The sequence below is a fragment of the Pseudoalteromonas sp. NH0006-46 genome (assembly GCF_057547735.1).
Genome location: NZ_BAAJML010000003.1, coordinates 268470 through 281734, shown reverse-complemented (window position 1 = coordinate 281734; position 13265 = coordinate 268470). Strand labels below are relative to the sequence as shown.

The following is a 13265-nucleotide window of genomic DNA, read 5'->3' as shown; positions in this document are numbered from 1 at the left end:
CTAAAAAGTGCGTTTTAATTCTATATTTTCAAAGCGAGCTTATTCAGCGTCTTTACATGCTTTAACAGCCGGAGCAACTAACTCTAAACCTGTTTGAGTGCAAGGCGGTAATTGTGCGTCGCTAAGGCTAATTGGGGTTACACGTTCACCCCATTTTATATAACTTGCAGCCCATGTTAAACCAGCACCAAATGCTGCAGACATAATGTTTGAATGAGGCTTTATCAACCCTTGTTCAACCGCTTCACATAGCGCAATTGCAATAGTGGCGGCTGATGTGTTGCCATAATCTGCAATGTTAACCATTACTTTTTCATCAGGCACTTTTAAACGGTGCTGAATTGCTTGAATAATGCGTAAGTTAGCTTGATGTGGTACCAGTACGTTTATGTCGTCTAGGCTTAAATTAGCTTGTTCGAGCACGTCGTCACAGGCTTCACTCATTCCTTTTACGGCACGTTTAAATATTTCGCGCCCTTCAAATAACAGATCAGACGGACCAATGGGCTCATATTTGTTTAAATCACTACCAAAGTTAGTGATATGAAGAATGTCGCGGTCTTCACTATCACACCCTGTTTTAGTGCCAAGTAAACCTGCGGGTGTTTCTGCCGCTTCTAGTACAACGGCACCAGCGCCATCACCAAATAGCACGGCACTGTCGCGGCGCGCCCAGTTTACGTACCAAGTCATTCGCTCAGCAGCAATAACAACCGCTTTTTTGATCATGCCAGCTTGAATTTGCGCAGTAGCAGCTTGTAATGCATATAAAAAGCCAGAGCACGCAGCATTTGTATCCATAGCAGCTGCGCCTGTTGCGCCGATATTTTTTTGCACTTGCGATGCGGTATTTGCAACAACTGTTGAAGGCGTACAGGTTGCAAGTATGACAAGATCAATCTCTTTTGCGTCAACACCTGCGCAAGCAAGCGCGTGTTTTGCAGCAATGGTTGCCAGCTCTGCTGTACTTACATGGCTTACACGGCGAGATTTGATGCCAGTACGCGTGGTAATCCACTCGTCGGTGGTATCAACTATTTCGCTAATTTCATCGTTGCTAATACTTGCTGGTGGTATGCATTTGCCCCAACCAGTGATATGTGCGTATGGCATAGTGTGTTCTCTTAAGGTGGTATAACTTCAATTTATTACCGGCAAGTTATACCAAAAATCAACTTGTAAGACTAGTTTATAGCGTGCTTTGTATCGTAAATATTCGCTATTAAAGGTTTTTTAAGGTAAACCTAGTATAAAAAAGGAGCATCTATGAAAACAGCACTCACAACATTATCGTCAATTGTATTGGCAATGTTCGCTAATAATGTAAGCGCAGGACATTCTAAAATTATTTACGCAGGTAGTTTACTTGTGGCACCTGAGCAAGCGCTAAAAAAAGAACAAACCTTGATTGTTACCCATGACAAAATAGTGTCAATTAAAGATGGTTATATATCAAAGTCAGCACTTAATTTACCCGATGCTGACATAATTAATTTAAAAAACCAGTTTGTTATGCCTGGTTTGATTGACATGCATGTGCATGTAACTTTTGAACGTGATGCTAAAGCAAACCCTCACCGTTGGGCTACAGAATATGAGGCCGATTACGCGCTGCGTTCCATTAAGTATTTAGAACGTACGCTTGATGCGGGTTTTACGTCGGTGCGTGACTTAGGCAGCGATTACCAAGTTATTTTTCCGCTAAAACGCGCTATTGAGCGAAAAGATATTGCCGGTCCTCGTATTTTTGCAGCGGGTAATACAATATCCCCAAGCGGCGGTCATGCTGATATGCATGGCTATAGAAAAGATATAACCGATGTTTTTAAAACGACACTAGGAATTTGTAATGGCGCTGACGATTGCCGCCGTGCAGTGAGAGAAGTTATTAAAAGCGGTGCCGACGTAATTAAAATTACCGCAACGGGTGGTGTTTTAAGTAATACCGCAGCGGGAGTGAATCAGCAACTTACTGATGATGAGCTGGCTGCTATTGTAGATACGGCTCATCATTTAGGACGCAAGGTAACAGCACATGCCCACGGAACAGAAGGTATAAAAGCAGCGCTTAGAGCTGGGGTTGATTCAATAGAACACGGTTCTTATTTAGATAGAAAAACAGTCGATTTATTCAACAAAACGCAGGCCTATTTAGTTCCTACTTTGCTTGCTGGTGCCACGGTAAGTGAAGAGGTACTTACTAATCCTAATATGCCAGCGGCAATTGCCAATAAAGTGCGAGAAGTAACGCCTAAAATGCAAGCATCGTTTAAATTAGCGCTTAAAAATAAGGTCAATATTGCCTTTGGTACCGACTCGGGCGTATCCCGTCATGGTCTTAATGCAAACGAATTTAGTTTAATGGTTGATAATGGAATGAGTGAGGCGCATGCAATAAAGTCAGCCACGGTATATGCTGCTAAATTGTTAGGACAAAGTCATCAGTTAGGCGACTTGAGTGTTGGCAAGCAAGCAGATATTATCAGCGTAAATGGCTCGCCACTTGAAGACATAAACGTACTTAAAAACGTGCGATTTGTCATGAAGGCAGGGCAAATTTACAAGCAATAGGGAAGCACATGAGCAGCAAAATTAAAGCGTCGTTGTTTAATCATTTAATTGAGGCTGAGCGTCAATTACTTGAGCCTGAGGTTCGCCAATCAGAACGTGCACTCGATGCTTTACTCGACGATGAGTTTATCGAAATTGCTGCTAATGGCACGTCATTTAATAAATACCAAGTACTCACACGCCTACCCACTGAAGTGGTGCCGCAGTTTTATAATCAGCATTTTAAAGGCCGAATGTTGAGCGTTGATGTGGCGCAAATAAGTTATCAAGCAGCGTATAGACGCTCTGCCCGTGCCGAATTTAATTATTCACTTCGCATGTCGTTATGGCGTAAAAATAGCGCACAGCAATGGCAAATGGTGTTTCATCAAGGCACACCTTGCGCTGCTTTTACAATTTCAATGGACGATGAGTAGCGCTCTACCAGAGTTTATTTTTATATATTAAATTGGAAAATCATTGTTTTGTTAATGCAAACCGATCCCACTATCAGCCGTTTACTTATGTTACGAAGCGGCGCCATTGCAGTACAATTAGTTGCTGTATTAAGTGTCTATTTTTTGCTTGATTACCAGTTAGCGTTACTGCCCTTACTTGGTGTGATTGCTTTAGAGGCGGTATTTCAACTAATCAGTTTATTTGCCTACCGACACGTTAGTCACGCTAAGCCCTCAGTTATGTTGATGCAACTCACTGCTGACGTTTTATTTTTAACTATTTTGCTTTCTTTAAGTGGCGGAGCTACCAATGCCTTTGTATCTTTGTTGCTGCTACCCATTATGATAGCAGCGGTCACATTGCGTGAAAAAGGCTTAGCTTATATTGCGTTACTTGCCATTGCAGCATACAGCTTTTTATTAATAAATATGCCCGATCACAGTATGCATCAAATGAACATGAGCGGCCATTTTATTGGCATGTGGGTTAACTTCGTTTTAAGTACCAGTGTAATAGCGCTTGTAATAGGGGCCATGAGCCGCACGCTAAAAGAACGCGAACGCATTATTGGCAAAGCAAGAGAAAAACAATTACGAAATGAGCAGTTAGTCACGCTTGATGGCGCAGCAGCACAAATAACTCATCAGTTAGCAACACCGATAGCTAACTTACAATTACTGTTTGAAGAGCTATTAGAAGACCAACCTGACAATGCTATTGTTAAGCAAATGCAACCTCCTCTTATACAATGTCGAGCGCAACTTAATAGTTTTAGAGCGCTTTCAGAGCAAATAAGGGTTAAAAATGCTAAAGATCAAATAACCATAACGCAGTTACAAACAGCCATCAGCGATACCTTTGTATTACAATACCCTGATCAACACATAAAATGGGCTGCTTCCTCAATTACCGCCGTGCTTTTAAGTGATGCAATGTTGTTACCGGCTATATTAAATTTGTTGCAAAATGCGGCTATTGCAAATCAAAAGCAAGGTAAAACAAAGCTTGAATTAAGTTGGGAGCTAAGCCCACAAGAACACCACATATACTTATTAATTCGTGATTTTGGTAATGGTTTTACCGATTCACAATTAGCGGAGCTAGGCGGGCAAGTAATGCCTAGTGAGCAAGGCATGGGGTTAGCTGTATTGTTATCTAACGTCACGTTTGAACGTCTAAATGGCTCGTTAACGTTATTTAACCATAAAGAAGGCGGTGCCGTAGCAAAGGTTAAGTTAGCCATTATTAATAGCGAGCAAACAGCATAATGAAGTTACTGATAATTGAAGATGATATAAATTTAGCCAGTACGCTTGCTAGGCGTTTAACTAAGCAAGGCTTCACCTGTGATGTTGCGCATAACCAAAGCGACGCATTATTGCGTGCGCGCCAATTAGTACCCGACTCAATTTTACTAGACATGAAACTTGGAGACGACAATGGCTTAATGCTTATAAAGCCACTGCGCAACTTATTAGAAAATACACATATAGTCTTACTAACTGGGTTTGCTAGCATTGCCACTGCGGTTGAAGCAATGCGCTTAGGGGCAAACGATTATTTAACTAAACCTATTGATATGGCAACATTATTAAAAGCACTCAATAACGAAACAAGTGAACTTCAAACGAGTATTGATGATGCTGTTATGTCGCCTGAGCGCTTAGAATGGGAGCATATTCAGCAAGTACTACACAGTAATAATGGCAATATATCGGTCACAGCTAGGCAATTAAATATGCATAGACGCACATTGCAACGTAAGTTACAAAAAAAGCCGGTTCAGCACTAACCGCTTAAGGAAAATAAATGGGTGAAAATGCAGGCACACTAATGCGTAATCGAAAAATTATATTATTCGACTCACAATGTAAATTATGTAGTGCGTGGTGTAATTTTATAATTAGTAACGATACCAATGCTATTTTTAAACTATGCAGCGTGCAATCCCCAAAAGGTGAGTTGCTATTAACTCACTTTGGCTTTTCAACTACACAATACGCCTCGATGGTGTACTTAGAAAACGGCAAAGTATTCACGCAAAGCCATGCTTTTTTTGAAGTAGTAAAGCAGCTTGGTTACCCTCACAAACTAGCAACTATTTTTAGTGTTTTACCTAACACATTTAATAATTGGCTGTACGATAAAATTGCTCTAAACCGTTATACCTTATTTGGCAAATACCAATACTGCAGAGTCCCCAGTCCAGATGATGCAAAACATTATTTAATTTGAACGCAGATACAGAGATTTATTAACGTATTGAATCATATTCTCCATTAGACAAATATATAAAGCAGTATAATAATCGCAATGATAGGATATGCTGTTTATGCATTGGACAGCTGTTTCAGACTTTCCAATATATTACAGCACCGACTTGTACAACTAATTGATTAAGTTAAGTAATTAAGCAGTTTGAAAAATCTACACGGTATTGCGAAGTCCCAAAAAACCAGGTCTTGAAATGTTTAAAAAAGTAGAGGTTTTTGTCTTTGGCTGATTACTGCTAATCTTGAAGTGTTAATTTATAAAAATTGATAGGTTATAAAATGCCAGGGCTCTTAAGTTAGAGTGTACGAATACGCTATAGAACATTCTTCCCCAACAATTAATAGAAACCAAATATGAAAAAATTTATATCTAAATTATTAGTTTTAATATTAGTTATTTTTTCTGCAAAAGCATTTCCTTTTCAGGAAAAAATTGAATGTGAAAAAATATCTTGGGGCGAACTTTTCAAGAATCAAAATGATTTGGTTGGAACTAAGGTGTGCTTAGTTGGACATTACGGACACCTTGATTTTTATGAAGATCGTGCTGCTTTAGAGAATATGTCAAAGCAATACTTAGTATTCCCATTTTACGGTGATGTAACTGAGGGGTTTGTCAAGCGTTGCAGTGATAGAATGCTTTTAGTGGAGGGCGTTATTTCCAGCCATGAAAAAAGTAAAGCACCACGAATTAGAAAAGTAACTAGGTTGAGCCCACTCTCGGACCCTGAATATAGCTGCTTAGAGCAAATATCAGGTTTCGTGAATTAAAGCGTACTATTGGTGGACCCAATTATGTGATTGGTCAGCTATAAGTAGATGCTTGGCTTAAGTGGCTGTGCTAAAATCGCCGCGTTTTAAATTATCAGGGCTTTGAAATGGCAAGTACAGCGCACGCACTCCACATATTGGTTAAACACAAAGAAATAGCAGAAGACATTATTAAGCAATTAGGTAAAGGTGCAAAGTTTCAAACCTTAGCTAAAAAATATTCGTCGTGCCCATCGGGTAAAAAAGGCGGTGATTTAGGTGAATTTAGACGAGGACAGATGGTCCCGCAGTTTGACAAAATAGCCTTTAATGGCGCTATTTTAGAGCCGCACTTAGTTAAAACTAAATTTGGCTGGCATGTTATTAAAGTACTTTATCGTACTTAAAGTAAATTTATTGGGTTATTAAAAAGGCTGCAACGCGCAGCCTTTATTGTTTGCCTAACTCATTAAGCTTCTTGCTTAGCCTCTTCTTCACTAATTTGTTTAAGTGCTTGAATGAATGAGTCGCTTGGTTGCCCGCCAGTGAGCGCATATTTATCGTTTATGATAAACGTAGGCACTGAGGTAATACCCATTTGTTTAAAGTTTTTTTGCTCTTGGCGTACAGCTTGAACGTATTTGTCTGAGTGTAAAATACTGCGGGCCTCTTCTTTATCAAGGCCAACACTTTGCACTACATCAAGCAGAGCGTCTTCTTGATTTAAATATTTTAAATCAGTGAAGTGTGCCTCAAAGAATGCGAGTTTAAGCTGTGTTTGTTTATCTTCTTCACGTGCCCACATTAATAAACGGTGCAAATCAAAGCTGTTGATCATGATACGTTTACCATCAAAGTTAAACGTAAAGCCAGCACGCTGTCCTGCTTCGAACATATTTTTACGATTTTCATCGCCTTGCTCTTCAGTTAGGTTGTACTTTTGCATTAAGTGCTCGTTTAAGTCTTGACCCTCAACTGGCATATCTGGATTTAGCTCAAAAGGATGCCATGTAATATCTGCACTCATTTCGTCTTTGAGTTGGCCAAGCGCTGTCTCTAGGTTTTTATAACCAACCACACACCATGGGCACATTACGTCTGACACGATATCAATTTTAAAGTTTTTCATATTCATCCTTTTGCGGATTGCTTTGGTATAACAGGGATATTGGGATGAAGTATGCATTATCAATCCTTAAACTAAAAAGAGCAGCTAATGGCTGCTCTTTATAAAGGGTTTAAGCATTAAGCCCAAACGGGTCATCAATACTGTAACTTGGTTGTGTAAACCAATGCGGGCCGTTGTCGGTCATATAGAAGTGATCTTCTAAACGTACGCCAAATTCATCGGGTATTACTAGCATTGGCTCGTTACTAAAACACATGCCCGATGCAAGTGGGGTTTTATTTCCACCTACTAAATAAGGCCATTCGTGAATGTCTAAGCCAATTCCATGGCCCGTACGATGCGGGCAGCCGGGTGTTTGATACTGTGGCCCTAATCCTTGTGCTGCTAAATAGTGACGAGCACTTGCGTCAACATCTTCGCAGGTAGCACCAATACTCGCGGCGTTAAATGCGGCGAGTTGCGCTGCTTTTTCATGATCCCAAAACATGCGTTGGCGTAGTGTTGGTTCACCAAATACATACGTGCGGGTTATGTCTGATAGGTAGTCGTGTACTTTGCAGCCGGTATCTATTAATACCATATCGCCTTTTTTAAGTACTTGCGCATCTTTAACACCATGTGGAAATGACGTAGCAACACCAAACAATACAATGCAAAAATAGTTACCTGGTGCACCTACCTTTTGATGCGCTTTTTTAATAAAAGCTTCTACTTCTGTGGTGGTAATACCTTCGTAAAGCATACTGGCGGTTGCTTGGTGCACAGCTAAGGTCATGTCCATTGCACATTGCATAAGCGCTAATTCGTTTACCGATTTATGCATTCTGCAATGTGCAGTAACACTTTGCGCATTAATTATATTTAAGCTTTTTTGTGCTTTGTTAATGCCATCGAATATAAAAAATTGCGCACTTTCATCAATGCCAATGGTGGCGTCGTTACTAATATTGAGTTGCTTCAATACGCTAACAAATAGCGCATAAGGATTTTCGTGCTCTTGCCAGCCGTGTATTGGTCCTTCAACCACTTTAAAGCCATTAAGGGTACCAATTTCAAAATACGGGGCTATGTATTGTACTTCACCAATCGCAGGTAAAATTGCGCCAACCATTCGCTCGCTTGCGAACCACTTCATGCCTGTAAAGTAGGTCAGGTTAGTGCCTGCATTTAAGTATATGGCATCGATGTTGTTAGCCGCCATATAAGCTTGTGCTTTTGCTATACGTTCAAGGTGTTCGTCAGCCTGAATAGGCGTTAACGATTGGGTCATATTACTTAAGCTGGCTAATGCTTGTTCTGGGGTTTGTGTGCCAATACCGATTGTGCTCATTAGGCTTCTCCTTGGAATTTTAGCCATTGTGAGCAATGCCTATTCTAAATTCAATGTTATGCGACTAGTAGCATGGTTAAGTATTTAAAGATTGCTTGGAATGAGTCGAGTTAGGTGGTTGTAAAATAAAAGGGGTGAAATACACCCCTTAATGTTATTTTTTTGCGTAGGGAAGGCGCGTTAATTTATTGGCGGTGTGGTAGCTGTCAAGGCCCGTCACAGCCACAGTATCAATGGCTTGTAAATCTAGAAAACCATCGCTTTGCAAAGCGGTTTCATCTAAATACACGTCTACAATTTCACCAATAACCAGTTCAGTACCATTAATTTCAAGATGTTTGCTTTCAACAAATTTAACAGAGTATTTTAATCGGCTTTCTTCAACAAAAGGGGCTGAAAACTCATTTAAATACTCAGGAGTAAGTCCCGTTGCGTCAAATTCAGATTCGTCTTTGTCGTAGCGTGCTGAGGTTTGATGCGCTTGTTTATAAATGGCTTTATTAACCTGATTAATAGTGTAAACACCTGTTTGTAATATATTTTCAAACGTGTGTCGCGGTACACTGTGTGGTCGCATTATCATGCCAACCAGAGGAGGATGAGCCCCTAAATGAATAACCGAACTGACAATCGATAAATTAGTGTTGCCTAGTAGGTCTTGTGTGCCTATTAAGTTTGCACTTTTAAACCCAGATAACGAGTTTATTAAATGTGTACGAGTACGTTTTTCAAGTGCGTCGATGCGCGCTTTAGTAAAATGCATTTTTAATCCTTACCACGGTATAGTTGTGCCTTGCCAATCTAAGTAGGCCGGGTCGCCATTTAGTTCTAAATCAGGGTTATTATTTGTTAAATCAAAAAGTTGGTGTGCTACAAATTCGGGTGTAAACAACTTGCCTTCGGGTACATTTTTTTGAAATGGCTTAGAAAGCTCGGTATCGGTTGTACCGGGATGGAACAGCACAAGTTTGGTGTTCTTTGCACGACGAGCGAGCTCTATTGCGGCAGTTTTAAATAGCATATTTAGGGCTGATTTAGATGCACGGTAAGTGTACCAGCCCCCCATTTTGTTATCGTTGATACTTCCCACACGTGCACTGAGGGCTGTTATTGTACAATGCGTTTTATGATTAATTAAAGGTAAAACGCTTTGCAAACAAAGCAATGGGGTGAGCGTATTAGCGTTTAGTAACAAGTTAAAATAATCAGCGTTGATGTCCTCAAGCTTTTTTTCTGGCATGTGTTCGGTGTTATGTAACTTACCGTTAAACATAATTACTTGGTGTATGTCGGCTTGTTCATCTTTTAAATGCTGAGTCAATCCAGATAAGCTATCCGCAGAGTAGTCAGTATTATAATAACTAATGTTGTCACTATTTTGTGAAACTGTGTTGCTTGAGCTTACACATACAACATTAAATTTATTTGCCTGGTTTTGAAGGTGCTTTACGTAGGCTTTAGCTATCGCGCTACTAGCACCAAAAAGGATGATAGTTTTCATTTTTTACCTTTTGATTTTATGGCGCACTGGCCGTTATTGCATTGGGTGTTAGGCATTAAAAACTGGCTAATAGAGTGCCTATGCTTTGCAAAAAAAACATACCCCCAATCTGCAAAAATTCGAATAACGGGTAGGCGAAGTAGTTTCAACCACCTGTGTTTACCAACTGTTTTCCAAGACTGATACGTTACATCTAGCCCATAAATCATCTCACCAGTGTCTAATTGCGCTTGCAGGTAAGCAAGTGCTTGAGTTTTATTCACATGAGCATAACGATGGCTAAAGTCGTTTGCATTTAAGTCTTCAAGCGTGATGAGATTGTGCTTGTCGGCTTGCTTTAGCTGCTGCATCTCGGTGCTACAAAGGGGGCAGTTGCCGTCGTAAAAAATGATCATATCGATGCTTTGTGATTATTTTATCTATATTTTTTTACGACATGACATTGCAAATGGATCTATTAAATATGCGCTCTTAATGATATTAATAGTCTTCCATGAAACAAAGGAGACTGAGAAATGAGTGAACAATATGCCGCCCTGCGAGGTAATGTAGGTCTACTTGGACAATTATTAGGTCAAACTATAAAAGATGCCCAAGGCCAAGCAATTTTAGATAAAGTAGAAGAAATTCGGGCTTTATCAAAATCCTCTCGCAGTGGTAATGAAGACGATCGCAAGGCGTTAATTGAAGTATTACATGCGCTTAGTGATGAAGAGCTTTTACCGGTTGCCCGTTCATTTAATCATTTTTTAAATTTAGCCAATGTGGCAGAGCAGTTTCATACTGTATCGCGTTTTAATGACGCTGGTCTTGGCCAGCAAAACCCTCTCACTCAAACATTAAAAACGTTAGCCGCTAAAGCACAAGAAGGTCAGCTAGATTCTAACCACCTTGCTGACACACTCTCAAAACTCCACATTAATTTAGTATTAACTGCTCACCCCACTGAGGTTACTCGTCGTACAATCATCAATAAGCACGTAGAGTTGAGCGACTGTTTAGCATCGCTGGAACGAAAAGATAACTTGGAACATGAGCGCGAAGCTATTTTAAATAGAATTGCCCAGCTAATAAGCCAAGCGTGGCATACCGACGATATTCGCCGCTCGCGCCCAACGCCTGTAGATGAAGCTAAATGGGGCTATGCAGTTATAGAAAATAGCCTGTGGCATGCAGTACCTCGGTTTTTACGTGAGTTTTCGGAACACGCAAAAGAGCAGCTTAGTTTAGAGCTGCCCATTGATTACAGCCCTATTGAATTCACATCTTGGATGGGGGGAGATCGGGACGGTAACCCATTTGTTACTGCGCAGGTTACTTCACAAGTACTTGACCATGGTCGTTGGATGGCGCTTGATTTATATGGCCGAGATATTGATACGTTATGCGCTGAGTTATCTATGTCTGATGCTAGCGAAGAGCTTATTGAGTTAGCTGGCCAAGACTTTGAACCCTACCGCACAGTGCTCAAAAAGCTCAAAGGCGAAGTGTCTGAAACAGTGGCACATTTAGGTGCAAAAATTAAACACAAACGCACTGACGCACAAGATCTTGTGACTGATATTAACCAACTCAAACACCCAATTGAGGTGTGTTATCGTTCGTTATTAAAATGTAACATGAAAGTCGTTGCTGACGGGTTACTGCTTGATTTAATGCATCGTTTAAACAGCTTTGGCCTGCGTTTGGCAAAATTAGATGTGCGCCAAGACTCATCGCGCCACAGTGACGTTTTTTCTGAACTTACGCGTTATTTAGGGCTAGGGGATTACAACCAGTGGCAAGAGCAAGATAAGCAAGCCTTTTTATTAGCAGAGCTTAATTCGCGTCGTCCGCTTATTCCTAAGCATTGGCAACCAAGCCCTGATGTACAAGAAGTGCTCGACACCTTCGATGTAATCGCACAGCAAGATGAAAAAACATTTGGTTTGTATATTATTTCAATGGCACGCACTGCATCCGATATTTTAGCTGTTCAGCTTCTTCTTAAAGAAAGTGGCTGTAGTTTTGAGTTGCCGGTTGCTCCATTATTTGAAACATTAGACGATTTAAATAACGGTAGCGACGTGATCACCACATTACTCGATAATGTGTGGTACCGCGGCCATATTCAAAATACACAAAATGTAATGATCGGTTATTCCGATTCGGCAAAAGATGCCGGTATGATGGCTGCCGGTTGGGCTCAATACGAAGCCATGGACAAACTAGTGCAACTTGCCGATGAGCGTGGCATTGAGCTTGTGTTGTTTCACGGCCGAGGAGGAACCGTTGGTCGCGGTGGTGCACCGGCTGCGCAAGCATTGCATTCGCAACCACCAGGCTCACTTAAAGGTGGCTTACGGGTAACAGAGCAAGGCGAAATGATACGCTTTAAATTTGGTTTGCCAGATGTTGCACTGCAGAGCTTAAATATATATGCAGGTGCTGTACTGCAAAGTAACTTATTACCACCGCCAGAGCCTAAGCCACAATGGCGTGAAGTCATGAAGCTTATTAGTGAGCAGTCGTGTGAGCATTACCGCAATGTTGTCCGCCACGATGAGAATTTTGTTCCTTATTTTAGAATGGCAACGCCAGAGTTGGAGCTCTCTAAACTTCCGCTTGGTTCTCGCCCTGCAAAACGCAACCCTAATGGAGGCGTTGAAAGTTTACGTGCTATTCCGTGGATTTTTGCATGGAGTCAAAACCGGTTAATGTTGCCTGCTTGGTTAGGTGCGTTAACAGGCTTAAAAAAGGCACTAGACCAATATGGCTTAGAAACACTAAACGAAATGAGCCTCAATTGGCCATTTTTTAGAGCCCGTTTAGAAATGCTCGAAATGGTATTTAGTAAAGCCGATAGCTGGTTAAGTGAGCATTATGATAATGCGCTGGTGGAAGACATGTACAAGCCATTGGGTGTAACTTTGCGAAAAGAGCTTGAAGAAGCTATTGAGCTTGTGCAGTCATTAAGTCCACAAAAAAGCTTACTTGCCGGTCAGCCTTGGATCAAAGAGTCGATTAGTTTACGAAACCCGTACACCGATCCGCTCAATGTATTGCAGGTTGAATTGCTTCGCCGTGCTCGCTCTAACGAGGAGCATAACGAAGGGGACATCGATAATGCATTAATGATCACCATGACAGGTATTGCTGCAGGTATGCGTAATACTGGTTAATCATTAACGTTTATTATTTAGCAAGGGAACACGCTGTGTTCCCTTTTTTATGTTTAATAACCTAGCAATTTGGGTCTTAACCTTTTAAACTACTTAGCCATTGAATAATTAA

14 protein-coding genes are annotated in these 13265 nt (G+C 40.8%); 8 read left to right on the top strand and 6 right to left on the bottom strand.

Features of this window, described 5'->3' with window-relative positions:
- Positions 1-39 precede the first annotated feature (39 nt).
- On the bottom strand, positions 40-1113 hold the full coding sequence (locus AC27I2_RS09010; RefSeq protein ID WP_138530308.1) for a ketoacyl-ACP synthase III: 1074 nt from the start codon (positions 1111-1113) through the stop codon (positions 40-42).
- A 153-nt stretch (positions 1114-1266) separates the two neighbouring features.
- Between AC27I2_RS09010 and AC27I2_RS09005 the strand changes: the two genes are divergently transcribed.
- From AC27I2_RS09005 to AC27I2_RS08975, 7 genes are all read left to right on the top strand, one after another.
- Entirely contained in the window at positions 1267-2571 is a 1305-nt protein-coding gene (locus AC27I2_RS09005; RefSeq protein ID WP_487204051.1) for a metal-dependent hydrolase family protein, read from the top strand.
- A gap of 8 nt (positions 2572-2579) precedes the next feature.
- Positions 2580-2987: a nuclear transport factor 2 family protein gene (locus AC27I2_RS09000; protein ID WP_058404624.1), complete on the top strand. Its 408-nt coding sequence runs from the start codon at positions 2580-2582 to the stop codon at positions 2985-2987.
- Positions 2988-3041: 54 nt separating this feature from the next.
- Positions 3042-4277 (top strand): ATP-binding protein, encoded by a 1236-nt coding sequence (locus tag AC27I2_RS08995; protein WP_201020864.1) that lies wholly within the window; start codon positions 3042-3044, stop codon positions 4275-4277.
- Positions 4277-4801 (top strand): response regulator transcription factor, encoded by a 525-nt coding sequence (locus tag AC27I2_RS08990; protein WP_058404626.1) that lies wholly within the window; start codon positions 4277-4279, stop codon positions 4799-4801. The genes AC27I2_RS08995 and AC27I2_RS08990 overlap by 1 nt, the downstream gene beginning before the upstream one ends.
- A gap of 17 nt (positions 4802-4818) precedes the next feature.
- Complete coding sequence (locus AC27I2_RS08985; protein ID WP_487204050.1) at positions 4819-5244, top strand: thiol-disulfide oxidoreductase DCC family protein; 426 nt, start codon at positions 4819-4821, stop codon at positions 5242-5244.
- Between the two features lie 392 nt (positions 5245-5636).
- Positions 5637-6053 carry a hypothetical protein gene (locus AC27I2_RS08980; protein ID WP_487204049.1) on the top strand — a complete coding sequence of 139 codons (417 nt, stop codon included), beginning with the start codon at positions 5637-5639 and terminating at the stop codon, positions 6051-6053.
- 107 nt (positions 6054-6160) lie between these two features.
- Positions 6161-6439 carry a peptidylprolyl isomerase gene (locus AC27I2_RS08975; RefSeq protein ID WP_004588770.1) on the top strand — a complete coding sequence of 93 codons (279 nt, stop codon included), beginning with the start codon at positions 6161-6163 and terminating at the stop codon, positions 6437-6439.
- Between the two features lie 62 nt (positions 6440-6501).
- On the opposite strand, the gene AC27I2_RS08970 is transcribed toward AC27I2_RS08975, so the two are convergent.
- The 5 genes from AC27I2_RS08970 to AC27I2_RS08950 all read right to left on the bottom strand — a co-directional run bounded on the left by AC27I2_RS08970 (position 6502) and on the right by AC27I2_RS08950 (position 10387).
- Complete coding sequence (locus tag AC27I2_RS08970; protein ID WP_487204048.1) at positions 6502-7161, bottom strand: DsbA family oxidoreductase; 660 nt, start codon at positions 7159-7161, stop codon at positions 6502-6504.
- A gap of 109 nt (positions 7162-7270) precedes the next feature.
- Entirely contained in the window at positions 7271-8491 is a 1221-nt protein-coding gene (locus AC27I2_RS08965) for a M24 family metallopeptidase (RefSeq protein WP_487204047.1), read from the bottom strand.
- A gap of 154 nt (positions 8492-8645) precedes the next feature.
- Entirely contained in the window at positions 8646-9254 is a 609-nt protein-coding gene (locus tag AC27I2_RS08960) for a flavin reductase family protein (protein ID WP_058404045.1), read from the bottom strand.
- 9 nt (positions 9255-9263) lie between these two features.
- A complete protein-coding gene (locus tag AC27I2_RS08955; RefSeq protein ID WP_487204046.1) occupies positions 9264-9992 on the bottom strand; it encodes an SDR family NAD(P)-dependent oxidoreductase in 729 nt (242 codons plus the stop codon).
- The gene (locus tag AC27I2_RS08950; protein WP_138530323.1) at positions 9989-10387 is read right to left on the bottom strand and encodes a thiol-disulfide oxidoreductase DCC family protein; all 399 of its coding nucleotides are present in this window, start codon (positions 10385-10387) and stop codon (positions 9989-9991) included. The genes AC27I2_RS08955 and AC27I2_RS08950 overlap by 4 nt, the downstream gene beginning before the upstream one ends.
- 120 nt (positions 10388-10507) lie before the next feature.
- On the opposite strand from AC27I2_RS08950, the gene ppc reads away from it, so the two are divergent.
- Complete coding sequence (ppc, locus tag AC27I2_RS08945; protein ID WP_058404048.1) at positions 10508-13153, top strand: phosphoenolpyruvate carboxylase; 2646 nt, start codon at positions 10508-10510, stop codon at positions 13151-13153.
- The last annotated feature ends 112 nt before the right edge of the window (positions 13154-13265 follow it).

Excerpts from the sequence above, each read along its gene's own strand:
- AC27I2_RS08995 (WP_201020864.1), top strand. The coding sequence starts at position 3,042 with ATGCAAACCGATCCCACTATCAGCCGTTTACTTATGTTACGAAGCGGC.
- AC27I2_RS08975 (WP_004588770.1), top strand. The coding sequence starts at position 6,161 with ATGGCAAGTACAGCGCACGCACTCCACATATTGGTTAAACACAAAGAA.
- AC27I2_RS08985 (WP_487204050.1), top strand. The coding sequence starts at position 4,819 with ATGGGTGAAAATGCAGGCACACTAATGCGTAATCGAAAAATTATATTA.
- AC27I2_RS09000 (WP_058404624.1), top strand. The coding sequence starts at position 2,580 with ATGAGCAGCAAAATTAAAGCGTCGTTGTTTAATCATTTAATTGAGGCT.
- AC27I2_RS08970 (WP_487204048.1), bottom strand. The coding sequence starts at position 7,161 with ATGAAAAACTTTAAAATTGATATCGTGTCAGACGTAATGTGCCCATGG.
- AC27I2_RS09010 (WP_138530308.1), bottom strand. The coding sequence starts at position 1,113 with ATGCCATACGCACATATCACTGGTTGGGGCAAATGCATACCACCAGCA.
- AC27I2_RS08990 (WP_058404626.1), top strand. The coding sequence starts at position 4,277 with ATGAAGTTACTGATAATTGAAGATGATATAAATTTAGCCAGTACGCTT.
- AC27I2_RS08950 (WP_138530323.1), bottom strand. The coding sequence starts at position 10,387 with ATGATCATTTTTTACGACGGCAACTGCCCCCTTTGTAGCACCGAGATG.
- ppc (WP_058404048.1), top strand. The coding sequence starts at position 10,508 with ATGAGTGAACAATATGCCGCCCTGCGAGGTAATGTAGGTCTACTTGGA.
- AC27I2_RS08965 (WP_487204047.1), bottom strand. The coding sequence starts at position 8,491 with ATGAGCACAATCGGTATTGGCACACAAACCCCAGAACAAGCATTAGCC.
- AC27I2_RS08980 (WP_487204049.1), top strand. The coding sequence starts at position 5,637 with ATGAAAAAATTTATATCTAAATTATTAGTTTTAATATTAGTTATTTTT.
- AC27I2_RS09005 (WP_487204051.1), top strand. The coding sequence starts at position 1,267 with ATGAAAACAGCACTCACAACATTATCGTCAATTGTATTGGCAATGTTC.
- AC27I2_RS08960 (WP_058404045.1), bottom strand. The coding sequence starts at position 9,254 with ATGCATTTTACTAAAGCGCGCATCGACGCACTTGAAAAACGTACTCGT.
- AC27I2_RS08955 (WP_487204046.1), bottom strand. The coding sequence starts at position 9,992 with ATGAAAACTATCATCCTTTTTGGTGCTAGTAGCGCGATAGCTAAAGCC.